This window comes from Myxococcus sp. CA023 (genome assembly GCF_010998615.1).
Lineage (GTDB): Bacteria > Myxococcota > Myxococcia > Myxococcales > Myxococcaceae > Myxococcus.
In genome coordinates, this window is the sequence record NZ_JAAEAH010000025.1 from 61972 (window position 1) to 87567 (window position 25596).

Sequence of the window (25596 nt, forward strand, 5' to 3'; positions counted from 1 at the left end):
TCTGCCCGGCCCGTCCGTCACAGCATGCCCGGCGGGCGGGCCGCGATACCAGTGAGGCGCTCAGGCCCCCAGGGTGCGCAGCGCGGGGACGCGGCCCAGGCCCAGGAAGGCACGCGTGCGCTCATGGTGTGGATTGGCGAGCACCCGGGCGGGCGGGCCCTCTTCGATGATGTGCCCGCCGTGGAGCACCAACACGCGCGAGGCCAGCTCGTACGCGAAGCGCATCTCGTGGGTCACCGCCACCAGGGTGAGGCCGTCCGCGCGCAACTGCTCCAACAGGTCAATCAGCGCCCCCACCCGCTCTGGATCCAACGCGCTGGTGGGCTCGTCCATCAGCAGCACCTCCGGCTCCATGGCCAGGGCCCGGGCAATGGCCACCCGCTGCTGCTCGCCGCCGGAGAGTTCGGAGGGGTACGCGTCCTCGCGGTGGGACAGGCCGACCTTCGCCAACAACGCCCGGCCCCGCTCGTTGGCCTCTTGCCGGCCCACGCCCTTCACGTGCATGGGGGCCTCCGTCACATTGCCCAACGCCGTGCGATGCGCGAACAAGTGCCACTGCTGGAAGACGAAGCCGACGCGGCGGCGGATGCGGCGCACCTTCTCGCCCTGCGCGCGGACATCGCCCGGCGCCAGCGTGTCCGGCCCCACGCGCACCACGCCCCCGTCGAAGGACTCCAGCCCGTTGAGGCACCGCAGCAGCGTGCTCTTGCCTCCACCGGAGGGGCCCACCAACGCCGTCACCTCGCCCGGGGAGAAGACGGCGTTGATGCCCTCCAGCACCGGCCGCCCCTCGTAGCGCTTGCTCAGCTTCTCGACTTCAATCATCCGCGCTCCAGCCTCGCTTCCAGGTGCCTCGCCAGCCGGGACAAGGGATAGCTCATTGCCAGGTATATCAATGCGCACAACGCGCCAGGTATCAGCCAGCTTCGAACATCCACCGCGGTAATCGTCATCCGCTTCGTGAGCTCCACCACGGAGATGACGGATACCAAGGAGCTGTCCTTGAGCAGCGCGATGAAGTCGTTCGTCACACCCGGCAGCGCCACGCGGAAGGCCTGGGGGAGGATGACCCGCCGCAGCGCCAGCCGCAGGGGCATGCCCAGTGCCATCGCCGCCTCCAACTGCCCTCGCGGCACGGCCAGCACCCCCGCCCGGTAGACCTCCGCCTCGTAGGCCGCGTAGTTCAGGCCCAGCCCGAGGATGGCCGCGCTGATGGGGTCCAACCGGAGCACTCCGGCCAGCCCGTAATAGAGAACGTAGAGCTGAAGCAGCACCGGCGTGCCGCGAAACAACTCCACGTAGCCGGTGGCCAGCCGGGCCGCCCAGCCAGCCCCGTACAGCCGCGTCAGCGCCAGCCCCACGCCCAGGGGAATGGCCAGCACCATGGCGCCCACGGACACCAGCAGCGTCACGCCCGCGGCCTGGAGGAACAGCACCAGCTGTCCCCAGCCCATGCGTGCCGTCTGCGTGGGCGCCAGCACCTCGCGGGTCTGCGCGTCCGTCCAGTCGACCATGCGCTGCTGCTCGGCGTTGTCGATGCCCCAGCGCTGGAAGATGGCGCGCAGCTCACCCGAGCGAGCGATGTTCCCCAGCGCCGTGTCCAGCGCCTCCCGCAGGTCCTCCTCACCGGGCCGCACGGCGATGGCGTAGTAGCCTTCCCCCACGTCGCCCACCACCCGGAGCCCTGGACGTGGCTGCCCGTAGCGCTGCGCGATGATGTCGTCCATCAACACGGCGCGCACCCGCCCCTGCTCCAGGTCGATGTAGGGCTCCTCCACGCCTTCGTATGGAACCGCCTCCACGCCGCTGCGCCGGAGCAGGTCCCACGCCAGGGAGTTGGCCAGCGTCCCCACCCGCTGGCCCTTCAGCGCATCCAGCCCGGTGACGGCCGCATCGTCCCGCCGCGCCAGCAAGCGCAGGTGGAAGACGTAGTAGGGCCGCGTGAAGAGGATGCGCCCGGAGCGCGACGGCGTGACTTCGAGGCCGTTGAGCGCCACGTCGAACGAGCCGCGCTCCAACGAGGGGACCAGGCTGGACCAGTCGTTCTGGACGAACCGGGCCCGAACCCCCAGCTCACGCGCCAGGGCCTCCGCCAATTCCACCTCGAAGCCTCGCATGCCCCCGGGTGCGTCCGGGTCCTCCGTGGCGTAGGGCTCTCCACCCTGGGCATCCGCGCCCCAACGCAGCTCCCCCGTGCGGCGCACCCGCGACAGTCCCGAGTCCTGTTCCGCGCCACACGCGCTCAGCAGCGCCAGCAGCGCCAGCACGGAGGGCAGGAGGAATGAAGGCCTTGTTGCCTGGGACAGTGACGGGCTCCTTCTGGCGTGTGTGAGGCCCCCGCCATATGACAGGAGCCGCCCCACCGCCAGTCGCTCCTGACAGCGCCGCCACGCACTGGTAGGTCGATGACCGTGAGCGGCATTCCGCCGGCTCCAGTACCTGGGGATTTCGATGCCGTGGTGGATCTATGCACTGCTCTCCGCGGGCTTCGCGGCACTGACGGCGGTGCTGGCGAAGGTGGGCGTGGAAGGCATTCCCTCCACGCTCGCCACCGCCATCCGCACTGTCGTGATTCTGGTGTTCGCCTGGAGCATCTCCCTGGCGCGCGGGGAGCATCACGCCCTTCCTGCCATCAGCCGCAAGACACTCCTCTTCCTGGTGCTCTCCGGCGTGGCCACGGGCCTGTCGTGGCTGGCCTACTTCCGCGCGCTCCAGCTCGGGCCCGCCTCCCGCGTGGCGCCCCTGGACAAGCTCAGCCTGCCGCTCACCCTCCTGCTGGCGTTCCTCCTCCTCCACGAACCCCTCACCTGGCGGATGGGTGTGGGCGTGACGCTCATGGCCGTGGGTGCATTGCTGACGTTGAAATGAACCCCGGGTGCAATGGGATGAAGCAATCCCACCCACCCTGTCGCAGGTGCGCGCATGACCCGCCATTCATTTTCCAGACTCTGGGATTTTCCGTAGGTGCCCGGTCTAGAGTGCGCGCCCGAGGAGCGACGTTGTCATGGATGCGTTCAAGGTTCTGGTGGTCGACGATGAGCAGCCCATCGCACGCGCGCTGCAGCGTCTGTTGAAGCGAGAGGGATTCGAGGTCCAGATTGCCTTCAATGGCAACGAGGCGCTGGAGCGGCTGGAAGGGTTCAGCCCTGACATCGTCCTGACGGATTTCCGGATGCCAGGAATGACGGGCAGCGAGCTGCTCCAGCGCCTCAAACGCAGCCACCCGCTGGCCCTGCGCCTCATCATCTCCGGCTATGCGGACTTCAAGTCCGTGGTGGCCTCCGTGAACGAGGGCGAAATCTGCCGGTTCATCAGCAAGCCCTGGGACGACGCGGAGCTGGTGACGTACCTCAAGGGCCTGCTGCGGCACCGCGAGACGATGGCGTGCCTCTACGCCCCCTTCCGGGAAGCGCCGGACGGCGTGAACGCGGAGGTGGGCATGTCGGCCGCGTCCATGGTGCTCAAGGTGCAGGTGGCCGACCCGTCCTTCCCGGCGGACCAGGCCGTTGCGCTCATCGAGCGCTTCGCGGGCCTGCTGGCCGACGACCGCCTCAAGGTGGTGGGCGGATTGCTCAAGCGCTATGGCGGGCGCCTGTCCTTCATGGCGGACGTCGGTGGCCCCCAGCGGCTCCGGCTGGAGGTGCCGATGCCCACCCTGGAAACCGTCAACGCCCTCCGCCCTGGTGCGAGCGACGCCTGACAGCGACACCATCCGCCCGACATCCACACACCAATCCCGCCGATAACGCATCGCGCCATCCGATTTTACCGAAGGGAATTTCCCCGGCCCGTTCTCACCGTGCGCAGGGGGCAGCCCACCGGTGGAACAACACGAGAGCAGGACAACAGAGAGCCCCGCCGCGCCGGGCGATGGGCACCGCCGTCAATTCGACGCGTTCGCGCGAGCACGGCGTCCGGCGTTGGTTCGAATCGCCCGGCGACTGTGCTCGGGTGGAGCCATCGACCCGGAGGACCTGGTGCAGGAGACGCTGGAGCGCGCCTACCGCCACTTCGACAAGCTGATGGCGGAGAACGCGGGGGCGGTGAGCGTCTGGTTGAGCACCACGATGAGCAACCGCTTCCTGGACCACTGCCGGCGGCGGCGCACCGAGGTCCTGGGCGCGCCCATGCTGCGCCTGGTGCAGGACCTGGACGCCGAAGTCGAAGCGGCCCCCCAGGAGCGGTGGGAACGCGTGTCTCGCGACGAGTTCCAGCAGGCCATCGACCAGTTGCGCCCGCCGCACCTGCGGGACGCCTACCGCCTGCACGTCGCGGGGTTGCGGTACCGGGCCATTGCCCAGCAGCTCCGCTCGACGGAAGGGACGGTGGGACGGTGGCTCACGGAGGCGAGGCAGGCGCTGCGCGAGCTGCTGGGCGGCAAGGACGCCTCGCACGAAGGCATGGCTGAATCATGAGCAGCGTCTGCGATAACCTGGAGCGTTTCGTCGACGGGGAGATGCTCCCCGCGGACGCGGAGAACTTCCGCCACCACCTGGCCCGCTGCGCGGCGTGCGAGTCGCGGATGAAGGAGCTGGTCGCACTGGAGCTGCTCGCGGACGACGCGCTGAACAGCCCGGGGCCGGAGCGGCTCGGCGCGCCTTCGACCTGGCGGAACAAGTCCTGGCTGATGGTGGTGCCGCTCGCGCTCGCCGCGGGCCTGGCCGCGCTCATGCTGGTCCCCCAGACGCAGCCCACCGACTCCGCCCCCGAACTCTGGCTGGCGGAAGCGGCCACCCGGCCCCTGGAAGTCCGCCTCACCCATCCCGGCGCGGACGGACACCGGCCCTACCAGGTGATGCGCAGCGGCACGGGCGCCCGGCCCCAGGCCCTGGCGCTGCGCGAGCTGGCCCGGCTGGAAGAAGCGGCGGACCACCGGGGCATCGCCTCGGCCTTCCTGCTGCGCGGTGACCTGGCCCAGGCCTCCGCGTTCCTCGACAAGCTGCCCGCCTCCGCCGACCTGGACACGGACCGCGCGGCCCTGTCGCTCCAACAGGATGAACCGGAGAAGGCGCTCGTTCTGCTGGAGCGCGCGCTGAAGCGGAAGCCTCGCCATGCCCAGGCGCTCTGGAACCAGGCGCTGGCGCTCCAGCGGCTCGGCCTGTCACTGCGCGCCGCGGAGTCCTTCGAACAGGTGGCGCAGCTCGGCGAGCGCGGTTGGAGCGGCGAGGCCGCCCAGCGCGCCCAGGCGCTGCGAAACGCGGCGGAGCAGGAGCGGAAGGACTGGCAGGGCATGCGTCAGGACTGCCAGCGCATGGTGGAAGGGGGGGCGCCACTCTCCACCGCGCAGGCGGAGGCCTTGCCAGGCATGGCGCGCGTGTGCCTCTACAACGCCCTGCGTGCGGCGGCCTCGCCCGAGCGCGTGGAGTCCCTGCATCCCCTGGCGGTGGTGCTGGACCGCAAGGAGGACGGCACGCACCTGGAAGATGCCCTGCGCCGCACCGCGAGGCGGGACTTCTCCGCACGCGCGCCCCTGGCCAGTGAGTACGCGCGCCTCACCCGGGGTGGGGTGAAGGGTCCCGCGCTGGAATCCTTCCTGTCGCGGCTGCGCGAGGCCCGGCAGGAGGACCTGCTGCTGGGCGCGCTCGCCTACGCGGACCCGCGCCAGTTCCCGGACGAGTACCGGGCGCTCGCGTTGGAGACGAAGGACCCGTGGTTCGCGCTGCTGGCCGAGGAGCGGCAAGCCCGGGCGGACGCACTGTCGGATGCCCCGCAGCGCGCGCGGGAGCGGCTCCAGGCCGCGGTGAAGACGTGCACGGCCTCCGGGAAGCAGCTGTACCGGTGCATGTTGATGCAGCGGGAGCTGGGACTGGTGATGGCGCGGCTACACCGCCCCGTCGATGCACGCGCCCGCTTCGTGGGCGCACTGCGCGCCGCGCGCGACAGCCGGGAGTGGGGTTCTCAGCGAAACCTGCTCCAAGACCTGGGACAGGTGGCCCGGACGCAGGGAGACCTGGTGCTGGCCCGGGCCTATGTGGAGGAGCTGCTGCTCCAGACGCCCGAGGGCTGCGCGGACTCCGAGGTGGCGCTCACCAGCCTGGCGCTCGCGCACCACCGCGCGCTGGATGTCGCCGGTGCCCGGGAGCTGCTCGACCGGGCCATCCAGTGCAGTCAGAAGCCCTCCATGGCGCGGCTGGCCCTGCTGGCCGACCTGGCCCGCACGCCCTTCCGCAAGCCGGAGGACGCGCGGTTGCTGGAGCAGGGCCTGGGGGCGCTGCGCGATTCGGGCGCGCAGGACGCGGGGGACCTCGCGCTGCTGCGCCACATCGAGGGACGCTTCTACCTGGAGCAGGACGCGCACAGGGGGCAGGCGCTGTTACGGCAGGCGCTGGCCGACGCCTCCAAGTTGCCGGCGGCGAACGTGAGCGCGCGCAAGGCCCGCGTCTACAGCTACACGTCACTCATCCTCGACGCGGGCCGGACGGGCGAGCTGGCGCAGGGGCTGGCCCTCTTCGCCGAGGAGCACGCCATGCCGGCGCCGGAGCGCTGCGTGCTGGGCGTCACGGTGGACGACGAGCGAACCTTCGTCGTGGCCCGGGACGCGGAGGGACGCCTCCTGGGCCACCACGACACGGGAAGGACGGCGCCGTTGGAAGGCGTCGAAGGCCTGGTGCCCGGCGCGGTGATGAAGGCCCTTCGCGCCTGCCCCAGCGTGGACATCCTCGCGCGGCCGCCAGTGCAGGGGCGCGCGGGGCTGCTGCCGTCCGACATCGCCTGGTCCTACCGGGTGGGCGGCCTGCCCAATACGCCGCCGTCCCAAGCGAAGGCCCAGCGGATCATCGTGACGGACGTGCTGGCGCCCGCGTCGCTGCATCTGCCCACGCTGCGCGCGTGGAACCCGGCCAGCGACACGGGCGAAGGACTCACCCTGCTCCGCGGCGCCGAGGCCACGCCGCCGCGCGTCCTCGCCGCCATGAGGGATGCCACCGAAGTGCAGGTCCACGCGCACGGCATCATCGACCCGTCAGTGGCGGATGCCTCCGTCCTCGTGCTTTCACCAGAGGCCACGGGTGGCCGCTTCGCGCTCACCACGGGCGACCTGAAGGGACAGCGGCTGCGAGGCCGGCCGGTGGTGCTGCTCGCGGCCTGCTACGCGGGCCATACCAGCGCGTACCTGCATGAGAACTTCGGACTGCCGCTGGCCTTCATCGAATCCGGAGCGCGGGCCGTCCTCGCCGCCACGCAGGAGATTCCCGACGACGAGGCGCACGCCTTCTTCGAGCCCGTCCTGGCCCGGATTCGTGATGGCGTCCCCGCGGCCATAGCCCTGCGCGACGAACGTCAGGCATGGTTGCGGCGCCACGCCAGCGCCTGGGTCCAGCAGGTGCTCCTCTTCGAGTAATCCCCTCCCCTTCCATCGAGTGAGTTCATCCCCATGAAGAAGTACCTCCTCCCCCTCGCGTGTCTGTTCCTGGCCTCGGCCTGCCAGCACCTGGCCAACACGCCGGACTGGAACCCCTCGGAGGACATTCCCCCGGACACCTATGTCTTCATCACCCTGCAAGACGCCCACAGTCCCCAACGGCGCTCCACCTACGTGGTGGACCCGCGCACGGGCACCGTGGTGGAGCGACGGGATGGCAAGCGTGCATACGCGGCCGCGGCCCCCCAGTCGCTCGACACCGAGTCCGCGGGCGAGGCCACGCAGGCGGCCCTCGCGTCCACCAGCCGCGTCACCGTTTCCATGTCCGTCAACTGCCGGGAGACCCTGGTGTCGCCGGATGGCTGCGTGGACCTGGCCATCGACCCCAAGCATGAGACGTCCGGGGACCCGAACCCCATCAAGGAGGAGAAGCGGCGCATCGCCCTCACGGAGCGCTACGTGAAGCAACTGGCCGTGAACGTCCTGCAGACGGCGCGCCGCACCGGTGTCCAGGTGCATGTGCCCGCGCTCAAGCTCCCGGCGAAGTAACGGCCCACGTGGGCCTACCGCGCGTCCGCCCCCGAGGCTCCCTCGGGGGATGGAGCCGCCGGCACGAGCCCGCTCAACGTCTCCACGTAGGTGGCGGCCACGCGGAGGAAGCGCGCGCCCTTCACACCGGTGAGGTACTGCCGCTTCATCGCCCGCGTCGCGCCCACGTAGAACATGGCTCGGCGGATGCGCTCGTTCTCCCGGGCCGAGCGCTCGCGGGCACCGGCCATCCACTGCTCCGCGGTGTCCAGCGCATCCAGGCCCGCGAAGAAGACGATGGGGCATTCGTGCCCCTTGCAGGAGAACACCGTGGTGGCGCGCACGTGGTCCACGCCGCTGACGCGGAAGTCCGTCACGTTGCGCCCGCCCTTGCCTCCGTAGGCCTCCGCGGGCACGCCCGCGCGCTTGAGCGCCTCCGTGTACTGGGAGGGCATGACGGGGGCCACCACGAGGATGTCACTGGGGTGGACGCCCTCCTCCCGAATGAGGCGGGCCACCTCGCGAGCCACCTGCCGCGCCTCACTGGCACTGGAAGCGAAGCCGCGCACCTGGGGCAGCACGCCGCCGCGCTCGGTGGACTGCACGCGGAAGAGGCCCTCCAGCGTCTCCTCCGGAAGCCAGACGAGCCCCTCGCGCGCCAGCTCACCCACCTTCATGTATTCGCGCATGCCGGGTTCGGCCGCGGCGTGCTGGCGCAGCGGGTCCAGCACCACGTTGAAGGCGACGTCGAGGATGTCCCGGGTGGCGCGGAACGTTTCCTTGAGGACGCGGGTGCGGCCGCGGAACGACAGCCCCTCGGGCAGTTGCTCCTTGAGCGCGTCGATGGGCACCTGGCCGTAGACGTTCTGCGAGTCGTCCATGAAGAGCTGGAAGCAGCGCACCTCGCGCCCGTCCGGCAACGTGTCCGGACGCACCAGCGTGTGGAGCATGGCCAGCGCCTTGGCGTCCATGTCCTGGGCTTCGTCCACGAAGACGCCGTCGAAGGAGGCGGGGGCATGACGGCGCAGCGCCCCCACGTGCCGCACCGTCACCCGTGCACGCAGCTCACGCACTCGCAGGCGGCCCGCGCGCTGGGCCAGCGCCTCCACCAACAACTTGTCCACCAGCGGGGCCAGCGCACGGTTGAAGAAGGACACCAGCACCTGCGCCTCGGAGTGCTCCAGCAGGTAGCGCGCCACCCAGTGCGCCAGCACGTACGTCTTGCCGCTGCCCGCCACGCCGCGCACCAGGTGGTGCCCGTCGTCGAAGCGGCGCTCGAAGAGGGACACCTGCTCGTGTGTGAAGAGGGGTTTGCCGGGCCGCGCGCCCGAGATTTCCGCGCCCAGGTCCACCGGCACCGGCGGGGGCGGCGGCGGCGGCGCGCGCTGCGGCATGGGCAATGGCTCCAGGCGCAGCGGCTCACCGGGGTGCACACGAAGACGCGGCAGCAGAGACAGGAAGCGCTGGGGAATCGTGGCGGCGCGCGCCTCGTCGCGGGAGGCCAGCACCAGCAGGTAATCCTTCGCGCGGCTGGCGGCCACGTTGAGCATGGGCACCAGCGTGTGAGGCGGAAAGGGCCTGCCTCCAGCGACGGTGTCCACCAGCACCACGTCGTACTGGGTGCCCTGCTGGCGATGGATGGTGGACGCGCTGAAGACGTCCCCGCGCAGGCCCGCGGCATTGCCCAGCCGGCGCAGCAGCGCGGCCTGCGCGCGGTAGGGCGTGACACACAAAACGCTGAGGCCAGAGCGCACCGCCTCGCGCGCCAGGGACACGGCGAGGTTGGCGGACAGCTCGCGCTGGTAGCCGGAGCCCGTCTCCCCGCGTCCGTGCGTGAGGCGCTTTGAATCTCGCGTGAGGCCGTCCAGCACCACCCAGCCCGCGCGCACCAAGGGGAACGCGGCCACCGGAGCGGGCCGCTCCGCGCGCTGCTTGACGACGTCGCCGTCCTCCAGCGCGCCGCCGTAGCAGAAGTGGCTCACCACCTTCGCGATGTCCGGGTGCATGCGGTGCTGGGTGCGCAGCAGCAATACGTCCGCGCGCGCAGCGTCCTTCACCGCGTCTTCCAGGTGCGACAGCCCGCTGCCGCGAAGCCACTTCTGCGTGCCCTTGCCCGCGCCCTCCGCGGCGCGGCTCACCGGGCCAATCTGCTTCGGGTCACCCGCCAGCGTCACCCGCTCCGCCAGCGGCCCCATCAACGCGGTGGCCGCGCGGGTCACCATGCCGGCCTCGTCCACCACCAGCCGCGCGAAGTGCCGCTTTCCCTCCAACTCCGACACCAGACGCAACGCTCGGTGCACGGTGACCACCACCAGCGGGCAGTCCCCCTTCTCCACTTCCTTGAGCGTGGGGTCCTTCACCTTGCCGCGCAGTCCGCGCAGCTCCGCCTGGAGCTTGGCCAGCTCATGGGCGGGGCCACCTCGCACCCGCTGGAGGATGAGCTCCCGCTCCCGCTCCTCGATGCTGGCGCGCAGCTTGCCGCCCTTGGTGTCCTCCAGCATGACGGTGGGCAGCTTCACCAACGCCTCGCTCGCGCCGGTCCCACCCCGGAAGATGCTGCGCGCCAGGGGCCGCAGCGGAATGGGCTCGCGCTCCAGCAGCGCGCTGACGCGGAGGACCAACTCGTCCGCGGCGCGGTTGGTGGGCGCCACCGCGAGGATGCGCTCACCCGGGAAGGCGCGTAGCGCCCGCGCGATGAGGTCCGCCACGGCCGTCGTCTTGCCCGTACCGGGAGGTCCCCAGATGCAGCCCCAGGGCTGGCGCCACAGCCGGTCGGCCGGAATCAGGGCCTCATCCTGGGGCGTCAGCGTGACGGGAGGCGCCTCCCCACAGGCGCGACTCAGGGACTCGGAGAGGGCATCCTGCCGCTCTTCGTAAGCGGAGGCCGCCGCGCACAGGGCCTCGGCGAAGTCATAGGGCCGGTAGCACCAGCGGTCCGCGGACAGCGCGCGGCGGTCCACGTCATCCCCGTGGCTGGGCGCGGCGAACACACGCCCCGATTCGAAATCCAGGTGGACGACGTCTCCGCCGAAGACGCACTCCTCCCCCAGGAAGCCGAGCACCGAACCTCCCGACCAGTCCGGGTCCGCCGCCGGACGCGGGATGAGCGACAGCACCCCCGGCCCCTGGAGGCTGACCTCGCGCACGTCCTGCAGCAGCTGCGCACGATACTGGCTGCGCTCGGACAGCAGCGCCTCCCGCAGGTCCTCCGGTAGATACGCGGGCGGAGCCCAGAGCTCGCGACGCTTCCCGGTGGCCACCGCGGCGCGCATCGCCTCGCGCTCCGCGGGGCTGACGTCCTCTGGCGCGGAGACATCACGCGACGGAACGTCCTCTCCGCCTTCCCGTCCTCGCGCCATCCGCGAGACGAGCAGCAACGGATTCGGAGCCCGAGCCAGGTCCGCCTTCGCCTCGGTGGGCTCGGGGGCCTGGGGCGGCTCCACACGCACCGCGTTCTCGGTGCGCCGCAGCGCCACGTCCTCCTCACGAGGCGGCTCGGGTGCCTGGAACGTGTTGCGCCAGCGCGGCACTGACCCCACCCGCCGGGGCGGAGCGGCTTCGGGCGGCGGCGCATCGTCGTATTCGACATGCAGCTCACGCGTGGGCGCAGGCGCTTGCGAGCCCCCGTCTCCGGGCTCCGCCGCCTCGCCCGCACGTCCCGCTTCCGGCCCCCGCATCATCGGACGCGCGGCCTCCACACCTCGCCGCGCACCGGCCCTGGGCCACCGGTGCCACGCGGGGCCGTTACATCCGGCAGGGCTGGAGAAGACGCTGCGGCTGCCATGGCGAACACTCGCAAAGCCTACACTTCATGACCTGCCCACCCGAACAGGTCGCCACATGTAAGAGGCCGGCCAAGGTAGGGGAGGCTTGGATCGCCGTCAATGCGCCACACCCAGGGTGCATGCGCGGTGGGTAGGAAGGCAGGCCGCCCCGGTGTACACCCTCTCCAGCCGGGCTTGCTTCCGCGTCCTCCCGATGTTCTGGGTGGAAGCCCCCCGCCCCCCACCGACATGGCCTATTCGACGCGCTACGCCCATCCCTTCCTGCCCACCACCCGTGCCGACATGCAGGCGCGCGGCTGGGAGCAGTGCGACATCATCATCGTGACGGGGGACGCGTACGTGGACCACCCGGCCTTCGGGCCAGTGCTCATCGCGCGCTTCCTGGAGGGGCGCGGCTTCAAGGTGGGCCTCCTCCCCCAGCCGGACTGGCACTCGGCCGAGCCCTTCAAGGCGCTGGGGCCGCCGCGCATGTTCTTCGGCGTGGCCGCGGGCAACCTGGACTCGATGCTCAACCGGCTGACGGCCCAGAAGAAGAACCGCTCGGAGGACCAGTACAGCCCCGGCGGACAGACGAACTGCCGGCCGGACCGGGCCACCATCGTCTACGCGCAGCGCTGCCGTGAGGCCTACCCCGACGTCCCCGTCATCCTGGGTGGCATCGAGGCCAGCCTCCGCCGCATCGCCCACTTCGACTACTGGAGCGAGAAGGTGCGCCGCTCCATCCTCTTCGACGCCAAGGCGGACCTGCTCGTCTTCGGCATGGGCGAGCGCCCCATCATGGAAGTCGCGGACCGCATGCGCCAGGGCGAGCGCATCCAGGACATCCGCGACGTGCGCGGCACCGCGTACACCATCAACGACGAGGAGATGCGCGCCCTGGAGGCGGACCCGGCCAGGCGCGCCGCGGACCGCAAGACGGTGGTGCTGCCGTCCTACGAGCAGGTCATCGAGGACAAGCACGCCTTCGCGGTGATGAGCCGCGACTTCCAGATGGAGACCAACCCGGGCAACGCGCGTCCGCTGGCGCAGCGCCACGGCAACCGCGCCATCTACATGAACCCGCCCGCGCTCCCGCTGGAGGACGGCGTGGGCACCGCGGGCGCCGAAGGCAAGTCCGTGGCCATGGACGAGCTGTATGACCTGCCCTTCAACCGCGTGCCGCACCCGATGTACCGGGAGCGCATCCCCGCCTACGAGACGGTGAAGCACTCCATCGTCCTCATGCGCGGGTGCTTCGGCGGCTGCACCTTCTGCTCCATCACCGAGCACGAGGGCCGCGTCATCCAGAGCCGCTCCGCGGAGAGCGTGCTGCGCGAGGTCCGCGCCCTGCGCCGCATGGGCGACTTCCGGGGCACCATCACCGACCTGGGGGGCCCCACCGCCAACATGTACAAGCTCAAGTGCAAGAGCGAGGACATCGAGAAGCGGTGCCGCAAGCTGTCCTGCGTCCACCCGGGCGTGTGTGAGAACCTCCAGACGGACCACGGCCCCCTCATCAGCCTCATGCAGGACGTGCGCAAGGAGGACGGCGTCAAGCACGTCTTCATCGCCAGCGGCGTGCGGTACGACCTGGCGGAGCGCTCGCCGGAGTACGTGAAGGAGCTGGCCGCGCACCACGTGGGTGGGCAGCTGTCCGTGGCGCCGGAGCACGTATCCCCGCGCGTGCTGGAGAAGATGAAGAAGCCCGGCATCGAGAGCTTCGAGCGATTCCAGCAGATGTTCGCGTGCGCCAGCGAAGAGGCCGGCAAGGAGCAGTACGACATCCCCTACTTCATCAGCGGCCACCCGGGCTCCACGTTGGAGGACATGGTGGAGCTGGCGCTGTGGCTGAAGCAGAACGGCAAGCGGCCCCGGCAGGTGCAGGACTTCATCCCCACCCCCATGGCCATGGCCACCGCCATGTACTTCACGGGCCTGGACCCGCTGAAGATGGAGCCCGTCTACACGGCCCAGGGCCTGCGCGAGAAGCGGCTCCAGAAGGCGCTGCTGCTCTACTGGAACCCGGAGCAGTGGCCGCTGGCACGAGAAGCGCTGAAGCTGGCCGGCCGCGAGGACCTCATCGGCCGCGGGCCCCACGCGCTCGTCCCGCCGGAGTCCCCCGGGGAGGCCGCGCGCCGGCAGCGTACCGAGCGCGACACCGGCGCTGGTGCTTCCGCGCCGCGTCACGAGGCCGCGCCCCGGCCCGGACCGCAGGGAACCGCGCGTCCCCGGGCGCGCCGTCCCGGTGGGCCTCGCGCCCGCTGAGCGCCCTGGGACATGGGAGCCCGAACGCGCGGTTTGAATAAACCGCCGCGGTTTTCGTCGGGCCTCCCACCATGCTCAGCCTCCTCTCCGCGTTGTGGCTCGCCACGGCTCCCGTGACGACCTCGGAACAGCCCGTGGTCCGCCCCCCGCCTCCGCAGTGTGTCTTCTCCCAGGGACGCTCGGTGTGCGGCTACCAGTGCAAGACCACTGGGACACAAACCGCCTGCGCCCGGACGCCCTACGGCATCTGTGAGGTCCTGGTGGGAGGCGTGCATTGTTGGGACCCGCCCCTGGTCGCCATCCAGCACCCGCCCACCACGAGCGCGAAGCCGGAGTGCAAGGAGAGCCGGGGCCAGGTGGCCTGCGGCTACAACTGCCGTCAGTTCAACGGCGAGGTGGCCTGCAACCGGACGCCCTACGGCGTCTGCTCCACGAACTTCAACAAGCTGACCTGTTGGGACCCGCCGGACGCCGTCATCCACCAGTACGGCGCGGAGACGCCCGCGCCCCGCTGCCTCAACGCCTCCGAGGACTTGGCCTGCGGCTATGACTGCAAGGCCACGCGCACCGAGGTGCAGTGCGCCAACACGCCGGACGGCGTGTGCCGGCTCGACAACCAGCGCTTCACCTGCTTCGACCCGCCGTCGTTGCTGCACTGCGACCACAGCGCGCCGCCGCCGCCCCGGCACTGAGACCACACGTCCAGCGCGTGCGCCTCGGCACGCGAGTCATGCCCGCGAAGGGGAGGCCCAGGCCCCCCTTTGCGGCGCTACACGGCTCCGGATAGGGTGCGCCGCCTTTCGCAACATCGCGACACACCCAGGAGCACGTAGACGATGGCCAGGACAACCCAGGAGCAGACCCAGGAGCGCCACGCGTTTCTGCTCGACCTCTTCCGCCAGCAGCCGGACATCAGCAGCAAGGAGGCGCTGGAGTCCTTCAAGGATAAGTTTGGCGGCACCATCAACATGAAGACGTTCAACCAGCTCCGCGAGCAGGCCGAGGACGAAGTCGCGTCGGCCGCCGCGGCCGCCCCCGCCCCCGCGCCCGCCCCGGAAGTGGAGGCCGAGCCCGAAGCCGAGGAGACCGAGGCGACGGGGGACGACGCCGCCTCCCGCCTGAAGGCCGCCGCCGCGGCCCCCGAGGCCATCAATGGCGCGGCCGGCGCCCCCGCCAAGAAGGCCAAGGCGAAGGGCAACGGCCCGAAGAACATCTTCGTGGACGCGCCCAAGGAGCACCTCACCTTCCTGGAGGGCATCATCCAGCAGTTCCAGGAGGCCGGCGCCGCCAACATCCGCATCGACCACGCCACGGACCGGTGGATGGTCGTCGTGGTGGACTCGAAGTAGCAGGACCGCTCCCAGGCCAGGCGGAGTGCCCGCCTGGCTGGGAGGTGCGCCGTCAGCGCTCGGCGGACGGCGCCAGCATCTCCAGAGGAAGCAGCGCGGAACCTGACAGGCGACTCACCTCCAGCGCCTGGCCCGCCCCACTCACGCGCGCCCCCTGGAATCCCGTGGCGTCAGCGGCGCCCTCTTCCCACGCCACGAACCAGGCCGCCCCGTCCCACACCACCACGGGCGCGCGTGACGTCGCCCCGGCGGGCAACACGACGGGCACATCGAGCAACTGTCCATCCAGGCTCACCCGAGCGGCCAGCATGCCCGGCGTGCCGGAGAGATTCTCACTCCAGACCGCCAGATAGGCATCGGCGCCCCGCGAGGCGGCGACCGGAGGCTTGTGGCCCCACGGGCGCGTGAGGCGCAGCGCCGGCCTGTCCTTCACCACATCATCGTGCGTCACACGGGTCGCCAGGATTTCGTGCGGGCCGAATTCGTCCGTGCCTGTCGTCGTGCCCGCGTAGGTGACGAGGAACTTGTGGTCTCCGGCCGCCACGGCGGGCGCGATCTCCTGCTGGAAGTCCCCCGTAGAGATGGTGAAGCCCGACTTCGAGCCCAGGATGCTTCCGTTGTCCCCCACCCGGACACCGCGCACGCGGTGGATACCCTGCCGGGTGGCATCCCAGACGACGAGCGACTTGTTGCCACTGGGCGCCACCCGAGGCCCCGTCTGCTCGTCCGCGCCCGTGGCGATTCCGAAGGCCGCGGGCCCGTCCAACGCGAGGTTCTTTCGGAAACGGGCGCCGTAGACATCGGCGGTATCGTTCTTGTCGTCCTGCCACACGACGAAGAAGTGGTTGCCCGTCCACGTCACGTCGGGGACGGTTTGAGCGCCCTCACGGACGACGAGCGGGACACCGCCAGCCCCATCCAGCCGGATGCCGTCTTTCGTCACCCGGTTCCCAAAGATGTCCGGTGTGAGGACTCCACCGCGCTGGTCGCTCCAGACGACCAGGAACTGCTTTCCATCCCAGGCCACCGCCGGCTTGATGGCCATGTTGGATTCGGAAACGGAGAGCTGCGTGCGCTCGGACACGTCTCCGTCGGACGTCACACGGATGGCGTTGATGATGCTCTCCACGTCGCCGATGAAGGGGAAGGCGAGCAGACACAACTCGTGCGCGCAGGCGATGCCTGGAGGCCCTCCCACCTCATCGGAGCCGAAGACGACGAACCGGCGGCGCACATCCCCGTCGCGCTCCACATGGGCGGCAACCAGACCGGAAGCGCTGACCCAGGTGACCAGGAAGAACTTTCCGTCCCAGGCCACTCGAGGCTGCCCGCCATCCAACCCGCTGCCCGCGTTGATGGGAAAGCCCCCCGGGTCCAGCACCTTCCCCTTGGGTGTCACCCGCGCGCCGAAGACGCCCCCCTCGCGTTCGTCCTGCCAGACGACCAGGAACTGTTTTCCATCAAAGGCCACGCCTTCTCCCGGCCGCCCCGTGGGCTGCTTCTTCCACATGGGCTTGCTCTCATCGGACGCGTTGGACGTTTCGGCACGACGGGCCAGCGCATCCATGACCGCCTCTGGCACGGCTTCGGGCACTTCCTCCATCGCCCCACCGCAGGCAGACAGCAGCATTCCCAGAAACACGCCACCCCACCGCGCCGCCCGCGCGGGCTTCCACTTCCCCTGACGCATACGTTGCTCCCCTCTGGTTCGACAGGCGGCAACGTCATTCACGCGAGGTGGCGCAACAATCCTCCCGGTGGGGAGGGAAACGCATCCGTCACGGCGCCCTATCCATCCCGTCGGGTCCCTCCCGGGGCGTTCCTCGCTCCAGCGGTTGTCACCGGTCCACCACCTCGTCAACCCGGGAGTAGTCCACGAGGCCTGCCTTGTGGATGAATGGCGCGCGTGATGCGCACGCTCCTCATCGCCTTCGTCCTGCTGGTCGCCACCGCCTGCTCGCGCGCCAGCGCCACGCGTCCTGATTCCGCCGTGGAGCAGCTTCGCGTCCAGGCGCCGCTTCCCAACGAGTGGTCCTCTCCTCTGCACCGAGAGCATCCGCTCACGGGCCGCATCTGGGACGTGAAGGCGGCCCGATTCGTGGACGCGGACACCCTGCGCCGCTCGCTCGCCCAGGCCCGCTTCGTGGTGCTGGGAGAGCGGCATGACCAGCCCGACCACCACCAACTCCAGGCGTGGCTCGTCCAGGCTCTGACCGAGGGAGGCCGGAAGCCCGCGCTGGCCTTCGAGATGCTCGACGTGGGGCAACAAGCGGCGGTGGACGCCTCACTGGCCCAGGCCCCGCGGGACGCGGAGGCGCTCGCGCTCGCGGTAAACTGGGCGGGCAGTGGCTGGCCGGACTGGGCCCTGTATCGGCCCGTGTTCGCGGCCGGGCTGAAGGCGGGGCTTCCCATCGTCGCCGCCAACCTGCCGCGCTCGCAGGTGCGCGACCTGGTGATGCGCGGTCCGGAGGCTCTGGCTCCCGAGCTGCGCCAGCGCCTGTCCTTGGACACGCCGCTGCCCGAGCCAGTGGAGCAGGCGATGCGCCAGGAGCAGGACGAGGCGCACTGCGGTCATCTGCCCAAGGAGATGCTCGGCCCCATGGTGCAGGCCCAGCGTGCACGGGACGCGCACCTGGCGGACCGGCTGTCGAACGCGGACACCGGCCAGGGCGGCGTGCTCATCACCGGCAACGGCCATGCACGGACGGACCGGGGCGTCCCCGCGCACCTCGCGGCCCGTGCGCCTGGCCAGGACGTGCGCTCCGTGGGATTGCTGGAGGTCGACCCAGCGCTGCGCGAGCCCGCGGACTACACGGCCTCCTTCGGCACGCAATCCCTTCCCTTCGACTACGTCTGGTTCACGCCGGCGATGCCCATGGAGGACCCGTGCGCGGCGCTCCTCAAGCGCCCCAAGAAGTAGCGCCCGGGGCGCGTGGCGTGACATGGCCAACACGTCTGGGATTCGCCGGACATCGTGGGCGGCAACCTGTTGCTCCAGGTGCGCTTCCAAGGACGACCGCGCTCACCCACCACGCAGCACCGTGAGCGCGCGCTGGAAGTCCTCGGGCAATGGCGCATCGACGCGGACAGGCTGACCCGTAGCAGGGCTCGGAAGCTCCAAGGTGAAGGCATGCAGCGCCTGCCGCCCCAGTGTCCGCGCCGCGGCATGCGCGCGTGCTTCCGGCGGACCGTAGAGTGAATCCGCCAGCACGGGGAACCCGGCCTCGGAGAGCTGCACGCGAATCTGGTGCGTGCGGCCCGTGTCCAGGTCGACTTCCAGCATCGCGGCATCCGCGAAGCGCTCGCGAACCTCGAAGGAAAGCGCCGCGCGACGCGCGGATGGCACGCGGGTGGTGAAGCGCCGGGGGTCCGCCGGATCTCTGGCATAGGGCCCCTCAAGACGTCCCTGCGACGGCGGCTGGCCCAGCACCAGCGTCCAGTAGCGCTTGTCCACGCGCTTCTCCTGGAAGGAGCGTAGGAGTGCGGCGGCGGCCGCATCCGTGCGCGCGAAGGCCAGACAGCCACTCGTCTCCCGGTCCAGGCGGTGCACCACGCCGGGCTGAGCCAGGCCCTCCACATCGAAGGGAGGCCGCTGCGCGGCGAGCAGCCCCACCACGGAGGCCGCGCGACCTTCCGGCTCCACCACGATGCCCGGAGGCTTGTTCACGATGACCAGGGACGCATCGTCATGAAGCACCGGCAGCACCGGCCCTTCAGCAGAGGCCACCGGCGCGGCGCGCGGCTCCGGCCTTTCGAGCTCAATCTCCTCACCACCCCACAGCTTCCGCGTGGGCTGGCACTTCTTGCCCCGGATGCGGACCGCTCCCGAATCAATCAGGGCACGGGCCCGCTCCAGGTTGAGGCCTGGGACCTGCTTCGACAGGAAGCGGTCGAGCCGCTCGCCGGCGGCCTCACGAGGAACCTGGACCTTCTGCTGTGCCATGCGCTTCCCGTCCCTCAACGCGGGGGGGCGAGTCAACGTCCTTGGGCGACGTCCCCGCCACGCCACACGGGAGCATGGCTTGCGGACGACGAGGACGGCCCGGAAGATGGCGAAGAATCGACCCGGCCCGGCCCCGTGAATCCGACCTGCCCCACATGTCATACGCCCCACCCTGGTGCCGAGACAGGTCCGCGACGCACCTGCGCCGCCTGCGGTGCGGACCTCACGCACGGCGCACAGACGCGAAGCCCACCGCCGGAGCCGGACCTCACGGGTGAATCCCTTGCGGGCTTCCAGCTGAACTCCCGCCTGGGCACCGACGCCACGGGCCGGCTGTACGCAGCGGAAGGCCATGTGGGTCCATGCGTGGTGAAGGTGATGTCTTCCTCGGTGACAGCGGATGCGGAGGCGCGGGCGCGCTTCCACCGGGAGGCGGAGACACTGCGGAGCCTCCGCCACCCGGACATCGTCCGCGTCCTGGCGGTGGGCGAGGAGCGCGGCCACTGCTGGTACGCCCTGGAGCCCGTGATTGCGCCCGGCCTGGAGACGCGGCTGGACCGGGTGAACGCCCTGCCCTTCCAAGAGGTGGAGCAACTGGCGCTGCGGCTGCTCGATGCGCTCGGCGCCGCGCACGACGCGGGCCTCGTCCACGGAGACGTGCGGCCCCAGAACATCCTGCTCGCGAAGGACGGCGCGATGCTGACGAACTTCGGCCTGTCGCTCGTGCCTCCTGGTGCCCATGGCTACCAGGCCCCCGAGCAACGACAGTGGGGCCGCGCCATCCCGCAGTCGGACCTGCATGCGCTGGGACGCGTTCTGCACGAGGCGCTCACGGGAGGCTTGCCGGAGACGCAGCCACTCCCCCGGGGCGTGCCCCGGCACCTGCGCCGGTTGATGAAAAGCCTGCTCTCGGAGGCCATCCAGGACCGCCCCGACAGCGCCATCTCCGCGCGGCGACTGCTGACCCAGCGTGCGCCGCTGGGCCCTTTGGCCGTGGGCATCGCGGCGCTGCTGGCGCTGGTGATGTTCCTGCTGCTGCGCGCGGCGTGAGCGTCCCCCGCTCAGATGCGCTGGAGCTGGTCGCTGGACATGCGGTGCTTGGGCTTGCGACGGATGAAGCGGTTCGCATCCCCGCGCCGGTAGCAGGTGATGAGGCGCTCCTCGTCATTGAGCAGGACAATCCACCCACGCGCCTGCCGCGCCACATCCAGGCTCCGCCATGCACGAGGCAGTTCCCGCTCCAGCACCGTGACGTGAGTCATGCCCGTCGCCCGAGTCCGGATGCCAAACTCCAGGATGAAGTCGAGCACATCGTCACGAAGCTGCCGAAGCGAGCTGCGCTCGACGAAGTGACGCGTGGCGGAAAACCCAGGGGATACGGGCGGACGGCAAACGGTCATGGCGTGGACCTCCTGTTGCCAGGAGGCCATTACACATGCCGTTCCAACGCTTCATTCCCAAGATTCCGCGCACTTGGTCGGCTCCGGCACGGCGGACGGATGACATTCCGTCAATTTCCGTGCAGGCGTGTGACAGCAAGGCGCGGACGCCTTGACGCCGGCCCTCCCTGGCCGCTCCGGACACATGGTGTAGAAGGCCCGCCATGCGTTCCGTGCCAAAACCACCCCCCGGTGAATTGCTCCAGGATGCCACCCGCGCCTACGTGCGCGGATATCGCACGGCGTCCCTCTGCGCCGGCATCACCCAGGGAGGCGTGCATCACGTCGAAGCGCTGCGCAGCAAGGGCGCGCCGCCCTCTGAAAGCGCCATCTTCGCGCTCGGCGAGCTGACCCCGGTCTTCACGGGAGCCCTCCTCGCGTTGCTCGTGGACCAGGGCAAGGCACGGCTCGACATGCCCCTGTCCGAGGTGATTCCCCGGTCGCTGCTCGCGGATGCCACGGCGGGCCGCATCACCCTGGAGCAGTTGGCGACCCACACGTCGGGCATGCCCCACCTGCCTCCCAACCTGGAGCAGAGCGCCCAGACGATGGAGGACCCCTTCGGCCATTACGACGCGAGACACTTCGGAGAATTCCTCCAGACCTATCAGCCGGAATGGCCGCCGCCGCGCCGCCATGCGCCCTCCATCCTGGGCATGGGTGTGCTGGGCCACGCACTCTCCCGGCGCGCGGGACTCAACTACGGACACGCGTTGAGGGACCTGCTCTTCAAGCCCCTGGGCATGGCCGACACCACGCTGCGCCTTTCCGAGGAACAGGAGCCGCGCCTGACGGTCGGCCACACGGCGCGAGGCAAACCGGTCCCCCAATGGACCTTCCCCGCCCTGCCGGGAGCGGGCGCGGCCTACTCCACCGCGTCCGACTTGCTCCGCTTCCTCGACGCGAACCTCGGCCGGGGCGACGCGGGCGTCGTGCGCGCCCTGCAGCTGACACATGTGCCGCGCGCGGAGGCGAACCTTGGGAAGGTGGGGCTCGGGTGGAGCGTGACGCAGGTGCGCGGTCAGCCGGTGGTGTGGCGCTCCTCCGTCATCCGGGGCTACACCGGCTTCATGGGCTTCGCCGCCGGGGCGGACGCGGGCGTGGTGCTGCTGGCGAACCATGGCTGGTCCTTCTTCTCCGCGCTCCGTGGGCGCATCCCCCTGCAAGCCCCAGGGCTCGAGCTGCTGTCCCGCCTCCTCCCGACGGAGGCACAGGTTCGGCCCCCGATGCCGGGGTGAGTCCGCCACACGCGTGCGTTCGTCATCCTCCAGGAAGGATGACCAGAAGGTCTACGTGGCCCCAGAAGCCGGCGGGCGCCCGGAGAATGAGCGCCCACCCTCAGACATCGAAAGCCTGCCTCCAGGAGAGGAACCGTGGCGCGTGCTCAGGGCAAGCGGCGCAGGGGCAGCAAGGCCCGGAGACGTGCGTCCCGCAGGAAAAGTCCCGCCCAGGCGAGAACGCCTACGATGATGGGGGCGATGAACGGCTCGGACAGACGCACGTGCGTCGAGGTGGCGCCGCCGAGGTAGCCCGTGACGAGGATGGCGCCCAATACGGCCGTCTGCGGCACCGCGTAGAGCACCAGGCAGATGAGCTCGGCGATTCCAATGGCCAGCAACACCGAGCCAGGGTAGCCAGACTTTTCGATTCCCTGGATGGCTTCGGGTGACTGACCCAGCTTCATCGACGCGCTGAAGGCCAGCGTGGCGACGACGAGACCGGTGAAAATGCGTCCCAGCCAGAGCATCCATCCCTTGGCGGCAGGGGCGGACTGCGTGGAGGCCGGGGAGACGGAGGAGGAAGTGCTCGACATGAGAGAGACGCCCTAGGTGGAAGTGGGACCTGGAAGCCTCGCCGTTCTAACGGCCCCACACACTTCTCCACAAGGGATAGGGCGCAGCGAACAGGCCCATTCGGGGAAGGATGCGCTGTTGACGGAGAGGTTGGCCGCGCGCTCCAATGGCCGTCTCCGGGGGTCGTTCCATGACGTTGCTGAACGAATTGCGCCAGCGCATTGACTCACGCTTTCCGCTCACCGCCTATGCGGACCCAGCGCCACGCGCATTCCAACCCGCCGCCCTGCTGGCGTTCGCCACCCGAGTGACGGATGCCTATGCGGCCGACGCCCGGCACCTTGATGAGGGATGCAGCGACTCCTGGCGAGCCCTGCTGGCCCACGCCTTCGACGTCTACGAAGCCGTCCGGCCCTGCCTGTCCATCCGCTATTCGACGCGCACCGTCTACTCAGGCCCGGAGGACATCGTCGCGGACCTGGAGCGGGGACAGCTCGAAATCAACACCGAGCACTGCGAGCATCCCTTGTGGACGCCGGAGGAGAACTGCGTCTTCCGCATCGTCCATGACGTGATTCCCCATGCCATGTACGCGCGGCCCTTCTCGCTGGAGGGAGAAGTGCTTGCCTTCCATGACCACGTCCGCCGGGCCCCCGCGGAGGCGAAGCTGGCGCTGTTCACGGAAATCTTCGGCTATGCCGCCATCCGCTACTCCACCGGCGTGTATCCCGAAACGCAGAAGTGCATTGTCTTCCCGGAGCTGCTCGCGGAGTACGAAGCGGGCTTCCTCCCGCCCGCGGGCAATCCCTCCACGCATCCCGGGCCGTAAGCCCTTCGTTCAGGTGTGTCAAATGACGTGGCTGACGTGTCAACGGACGTAACTGACACGTCACCGCGACGGGCCAGGCCACTTGCGTGTCGCATCTCCTCTGGAGAGTGCGCGCGGTGCGCGGCTTGCAATGCTGGAGCGACCACCTCACCCAGGAGCTCCATCATGAACATCCAGCACCACCGCGCTTTCGAGCACGTCCTCATCATCATGCTCGAAAACCAGTACCGCAGTTACGTGATGCGGAACCGCTACTTCAAGAAGCTGGCACGGCAGGGCATCTCCCTGCGCCATTCCTTTGGCGTCATGCATCCCTCGCAGACCAACTACATCGCGTCGATTGCCGGGGAGCTCTGCAACGTCGCAGACGATTACCAGCCCAAGCCACTTCCTCAGCGGACCATCGTCGACCTCATCGAGGAGTCACCGCGGGGACTGACGTGGAAGGCGTACATGCAGAGCTACGACCCGAAGAAAACGCCCTGGTCGCCCACGCTCGATCTGAATACTCAGGACCCTGATAGCCCCTACGTCATCAGGCACAACCCGTTCTCATCCTTCGAGAACATCCAAAAGAGCAGCGCCCGCTGGGAGCGAATCCAGGATGAGGATGCATTCTGGATGGATATCCAGAACGGCACCCTGCCGAACTACGCCTGGTTCACTCCCAACATTTGGAATGACGGCCACTATCGCACCGGTACGCGCGAGGAGCCGGAGGAGCGTGCGCCCGAACTCGTCGACCAGGCCGCGAAGTGGCTCGAGTCGTTCATGGGGAAGCTGGGCTTCCCGGGACCGGACTCACGTCTGCCGCCACGAACGCTCGTGGTGATTACCTTCGACGAGGCGGACTTCAAGAAGTCCTACGTGAAGGGCTCGGAACACATGACTTACGACGGGCCCAACCAGATCTACACCGTGCTGCTGGGCGACATGATTCAACCCGGCGAGCAGGCCGAGGGCTACAACCACTACAGCCTGCTGCGTACCATTGAGGAGAACTTCCAGTTGGGCTCGCTGGGAAAGAATGACGCCTCTTCCAACTGGTTCCAGTTCCTCTGGGGCAGGCAGTTCCGGTGGGAGGATGTGCCGCCCACTCCGGTCTCCGAGGCGGCGAACTTCGTGCTCGCGGAGTTCGCGGGGGCGCTCCATCTCGTGTACGCGACGAGGCAAGGTGAACTCCGCGTTCGCACGTCGGAGTCCTCGATCTGGTCGGCGGAGCGCTCGCTCGGAGTTTCGGGGAGTGGGCCCATGGCCCTCGCGGCCACGACGGACCAATTGGTGCTCGTCTACGAGACGCGTGATGGCACGCTCAACGCTCTTTCGTATGCGGTTGGCAACGGGTGGTCCTCCGCGCCCACTCAGGTCGCCACCGGCGCGCGCGGTGCGCTGTCCCTCGTCGCCTTCGCGGACGGGCAGCGCCTCATGCTGACCTATCGGACGGAGGAGGGCGCGATCCAGTCGCGCATCCACCAGCGCGGGGCGTGGGCAGGGGAGGTGCAGGTCCCAGGCGCCTTCACCGAGGGGCCCATGACGTTGGGCTCGCTGGGGGCCTCGCTCTACCTCATCTACAGGCCGACGGGCAGCCCCGATATGTCCGTGGTCTCGTACAACACCGCTCCATTCAACGTGGTCAACGTGGCCCTCACGCTCCCCGGGATCGACCTTCCCGGGGTGGATGAAAGCACGACGCGAGACACGTGGTCTCCCAGTCAGTTCCCAGTCGCCGCCTTCGCCCCTCAACCCTTCGCGGACAGTGATATAAAACAGCCAGAGCAATGGAACAGGCCCTACGCGGCGGGGAGTCCCCTCGCCACGGCGGAACTCGCGGGAGTGCTCCACCTGGTGCACCCGGTGGACTCTCAACTTTCGCTCATGACGGAGACCTTTTCTCTCAGTGGCCTCATGACGCCTGCCAGGCCCGTGGTCTACGGCTCGCAGACCCCTGCGTCCTTCAACGATGGTTTTGGCACCCTTGCACAGGCGGGTTGGAGTCCGCAGTCGCCCATCCTCGGGGCCCATGGCGCGCCCGGAGGAGGACTCGGCATGGCGCGGATGGGCGATGCGCTCGTGCTCGCGTTCCAGCCCGAGGCAGGCGGGAGAATCCACCTCCGCAAGGGCCGATACCTTTCGCTTCAGGATTGAGGCCAGACGCCGAGGCGTTCATCGTAGCCTCCTGAAGTTCGAGACGCCATCGGGCCCGGTGGGAGCGCGGTTGATTGTTCTTCATGAAAAGGTGAAGGCGCTCCTGCAAGCGCGCATGCGCCGCTGAAACGCAGCGGCGCGGGGCTCACTGCCGTCGTCGCAGGTGCTGGTCCAGGAAGGA

Annotated in this window: 20 protein-coding genes; 13 read left to right on the plus strand and 7 right to left on the minus strand. The window is 69.6% G+C overall.

The features are described from left to right. Positions 1-60 precede the first annotated feature (60 nt). Together F8M74_RS13365 and F8M74_RS13370 are read right to left on the minus strand one after the other, a co-directional pair. Positions 61-825, minus strand: a complete 765-nt coding sequence (locus F8M74_RS13365) for an amino acid ABC transporter ATP-binding protein (RefSeq protein ID WP_140794553.1) — start codon at positions 823-825, stop codon at positions 61-63. After that, a complete protein-coding gene (locus F8M74_RS13370; protein ID WP_141257128.1) occupies positions 822-2267 on the minus strand; it encodes an ABC transporter substrate-binding protein/permease in 1446 nt (481 codons plus the stop codon). Before F8M74_RS13370 ends, F8M74_RS13365 begins: the two co-directional genes overlap by 4 nt. 184 nt (positions 2268-2451) lie before the next feature. Here F8M74_RS13370 and F8M74_RS13375 point away from each other — a divergent pair, with 184 nt between their 5' ends. The 5 genes from F8M74_RS13375 to F8M74_RS13395 all read left to right on the plus strand — a co-directional run bounded on the left by F8M74_RS13375 (position 2452) and on the right by F8M74_RS13395 (position 7909). Then, positions 2452-2868, plus strand: coding sequence for an EamA family transporter (locus F8M74_RS13375; protein ID WP_141257129.1), 417 nt, complete (start codon positions 2452-2454; stop codon positions 2866-2868). Between the two features lie 136 nt (positions 2869-3004). After that, positions 3005-3700, plus strand: coding sequence for a response regulator (locus F8M74_RS13380; protein ID WP_141257130.1), 696 nt, complete (start codon positions 3005-3007; stop codon positions 3698-3700). A gap of 121 nt (positions 3701-3821) precedes the next feature. After that, positions 3822-4415 carry an RNA polymerase sigma factor gene (locus F8M74_RS13385; protein ID WP_141257131.1) on the plus strand — a complete coding sequence of 198 codons (594 nt, stop codon included), beginning with the start codon at positions 3822-3824 and terminating at the stop codon, positions 4413-4415. Beyond that, complete coding sequence (locus F8M74_RS13390) at positions 4412-7339, plus strand: CHAT domain-containing protein (protein ID WP_141257132.1); 2928 nt, start codon at positions 4412-4414, stop codon at positions 7337-7339. Before F8M74_RS13385 ends, F8M74_RS13390 begins: the two co-directional genes overlap by 4 nt. A 33-nt stretch (positions 7340-7372) precedes the next feature. Further along, entirely contained in the window at positions 7373-7909 is a 537-nt protein-coding gene (locus F8M74_RS13395; RefSeq protein WP_141257133.1) for a hypothetical protein, read from the plus strand. Between the two features lie 14 nt (positions 7910-7923). Here the strand turns inward: F8M74_RS13395 and F8M74_RS13400 are convergent, their stop codons facing one another. Continuing rightward, positions 7924-11568 carry an AAA family ATPase gene (locus F8M74_RS13400; protein ID WP_141257134.1) on the minus strand — a complete coding sequence of 1215 codons (3645 nt, stop codon included), beginning with the start codon at positions 11566-11568 and terminating at the stop codon, positions 7924-7926. Positions 11569-11901: 333 nt separating this feature from the next. Here F8M74_RS13400 and F8M74_RS13405 point away from each other — a divergent pair, with 333 nt between their 5' ends. The 3 genes from F8M74_RS13405 to F8M74_RS13415 all read left to right on the plus strand — a co-directional run bounded on the left by F8M74_RS13405 (position 11902) and on the right by F8M74_RS13415 (position 15266). Beyond that, entirely contained in the window at positions 11902-13917 is a 2016-nt protein-coding gene (locus F8M74_RS13405; RefSeq protein ID WP_141257135.1) for a YgiQ family radical SAM protein, read from the plus strand. 71 nt (positions 13918-13988) lie between these two features. Next, complete coding sequence (locus F8M74_RS13410) at positions 13989-14609, plus strand: hypothetical protein (protein ID WP_141257136.1); 621 nt, start codon at positions 13989-13991, stop codon at positions 14607-14609. 144 nt (positions 14610-14753) lie between these two features. After that, complete coding sequence (locus tag F8M74_RS13415; RefSeq protein ID WP_162294994.1) at positions 14754-15266, plus strand: hypothetical protein; 513 nt, start codon at positions 14754-14756, stop codon at positions 15264-15266. A gap of 52 nt (positions 15267-15318) precedes the next feature. On the opposite strand, the gene F8M74_RS13420 is transcribed toward F8M74_RS13415, so the two are convergent. Then, entirely contained in the window at positions 15319-16956 is a 1638-nt protein-coding gene (locus tag F8M74_RS13420; RefSeq protein ID WP_141255245.1) for a hypothetical protein, read from the minus strand. A 219-nt stretch (positions 16957-17175) separates the two neighbouring features. On the opposite strand from F8M74_RS13420, the gene F8M74_RS13425 reads away from it, so the two are divergent. Further along, positions 17176-18186, plus strand: coding sequence for a ChaN family lipoprotein (locus F8M74_RS13425; protein ID WP_141255289.1), 1011 nt, complete (start codon positions 17176-17178; stop codon positions 18184-18186). Between the two features lie 102 nt (positions 18187-18288). Here the strand turns inward: F8M74_RS13425 and F8M74_RS13430 are convergent, their stop codons facing one another. After that, positions 18289-19209, minus strand: a complete 921-nt coding sequence (locus F8M74_RS13430) for an RluA family pseudouridine synthase (RefSeq protein WP_141255246.1) — start codon at positions 19207-19209, stop codon at positions 18289-18291. 309 nt (positions 19210-19518) lie between these two features. Here F8M74_RS13430 and F8M74_RS13435 point away from each other — a divergent pair, with 309 nt between their 5' ends. Beyond that, positions 19519-20259: a serine/threonine-protein kinase gene (locus F8M74_RS13435; protein ID WP_216620031.1), complete on the plus strand. Its 741-nt coding sequence runs from the start codon at positions 19519-19521 to the stop codon at positions 20257-20259. A gap of 11 nt (positions 20260-20270) precedes the next feature. Here the strand turns inward: F8M74_RS13435 and F8M74_RS13440 are convergent, their stop codons facing one another. After that, a complete protein-coding gene (locus F8M74_RS13440) occupies positions 20271-20609 on the minus strand; it encodes a hypothetical protein (protein ID WP_228559395.1) in 339 nt (112 codons plus the stop codon). Between the two features lie 203 nt (positions 20610-20812). Here F8M74_RS13440 and F8M74_RS13445 point away from each other — a divergent pair, with 203 nt between their 5' ends. Beyond that, entirely contained in the window at positions 20813-21886 is a 1074-nt protein-coding gene (locus F8M74_RS13445; protein ID WP_163884421.1) for a serine hydrolase, read from the plus strand. 146 nt (positions 21887-22032) lie between these two features. On the opposite strand, the gene F8M74_RS13450 is transcribed toward F8M74_RS13445, so the two are convergent. Beyond that, positions 22033-22395 carry a DoxX family protein gene (locus F8M74_RS13450; RefSeq protein WP_141255290.1) on the minus strand — a complete coding sequence of 121 codons (363 nt, stop codon included), beginning with the start codon at positions 22393-22395 and terminating at the stop codon, positions 22033-22035. A 236-nt stretch (positions 22396-22631) separates the two neighbouring features. On the opposite strand from F8M74_RS13450, the gene F8M74_RS13455 reads away from it, so the two are divergent. Both F8M74_RS13455 and F8M74_RS13460 read left to right on the plus strand, forming a co-directional pair. Beyond that, positions 22632-23270 (plus strand): hypothetical protein, encoded by a 639-nt coding sequence (locus F8M74_RS13455; protein ID WP_228559397.1) that lies wholly within the window; start codon positions 22632-22634, stop codon positions 23268-23270. A gap of 165 nt (positions 23271-23435) precedes the next feature. Next, positions 23436-25415 carry an alkaline phosphatase family protein gene (locus tag F8M74_RS13460; RefSeq protein ID WP_141255250.1) on the plus strand — a complete coding sequence of 660 codons (1980 nt, stop codon included), beginning with the start codon at positions 23436-23438 and terminating at the stop codon, positions 25413-25415. Positions 25416-25596 lie beyond the last annotated feature (181 nt).

What these genes read in the sequence shown, in the direction of transcription:
- F8M74_RS13405 (WP_141257135.1), top strand. Translation starts at nt 11,902, where the DNA reads ATGGCCTATTCGACGCGCTACGCCCATCCCTTCCTGCCCACCACCCGT.
- F8M74_RS13455 (WP_228559397.1), top strand. Translation starts at nt 22,632, where the DNA reads ATGACGTTGCTGAACGAATTGCGCCAGCGCATTGACTCACGCTTTCCG.
- F8M74_RS13415 (WP_162294994.1), top strand. Translation starts at nt 14,754, where the DNA reads ATGGCCAGGACAACCCAGGAGCAGACCCAGGAGCGCCACGCGTTTCTG.
- F8M74_RS13440 (WP_228559395.1), bottom strand. Translation starts at nt 20,609, where the DNA reads ATGACCGTTTGCCGTCCGCCCGTATCCCCTGGGTTTTCCGCCACGCGT.
- F8M74_RS13450 (WP_141255290.1), bottom strand. Translation starts at nt 22,395, where the DNA reads ATGCTCTGGCTGGGACGCATTTTCACCGGTCTCGTCGTCGCCACGCTG.
- F8M74_RS13375 (WP_141257129.1), top strand. Translation starts at nt 2,452, where the DNA reads ATGCCGTGGTGGATCTATGCACTGCTCTCCGCGGGCTTCGCGGCACTG.
- F8M74_RS13410 (WP_141257136.1), top strand. Translation starts at nt 13,989, where the DNA reads ATGCTCAGCCTCCTCTCCGCGTTGTGGCTCGCCACGGCTCCCGTGACG.
- F8M74_RS13395 (WP_141257133.1), top strand. Translation starts at nt 7,373, where the DNA reads ATGAAGAAGTACCTCCTCCCCCTCGCGTGTCTGTTCCTGGCCTCGGCC.
- F8M74_RS13445 (WP_163884421.1), top strand. Translation starts at nt 20,813, where the DNA reads ATGCGTTCCGTGCCAAAACCACCCCCCGGTGAATTGCTCCAGGATGCC.
- F8M74_RS13460 (WP_141255250.1), top strand. Translation starts at nt 23,436, where the DNA reads ATGAACATCCAGCACCACCGCGCTTTCGAGCACGTCCTCATCATCATG.
- F8M74_RS13430 (WP_141255246.1), bottom strand. Translation starts at nt 19,209, where the DNA reads ATGGCACAGCAGAAGGTCCAGGTTCCTCGTGAGGCCGCCGGCGAGCGG.
- F8M74_RS13390 (WP_141257132.1), top strand. Translation starts at nt 4,412, where the DNA reads ATGAGCAGCGTCTGCGATAACCTGGAGCGTTTCGTCGACGGGGAGATG.
- F8M74_RS13380 (WP_141257130.1), top strand. Translation starts at nt 3,005, where the DNA reads ATGGATGCGTTCAAGGTTCTGGTGGTCGACGATGAGCAGCCCATCGCA.
- F8M74_RS13420 (WP_141255245.1), bottom strand. Translation starts at nt 16,956, where the DNA reads ATGCGTCAGGGGAAGTGGAAGCCCGCGCGGGCGGCGCGGTGGGGTGGC.
- F8M74_RS13400 (WP_141257134.1), bottom strand. Translation starts at nt 11,568, where the DNA reads ATGATGCGGGGGCCGGAAGCGGGACGTGCGGGCGAGGCGGCGGAGCCC.
- F8M74_RS13425 (WP_141255289.1), top strand. Translation starts at nt 17,176, where the DNA reads ATGCGCACGCTCCTCATCGCCTTCGTCCTGCTGGTCGCCACCGCCTGC.
- F8M74_RS13365 (WP_140794553.1), bottom strand. Translation starts at nt 825, where the DNA reads ATGATTGAAGTCGAGAAGCTGAGCAAGCGCTACGAGGGGCGGCCGGTG.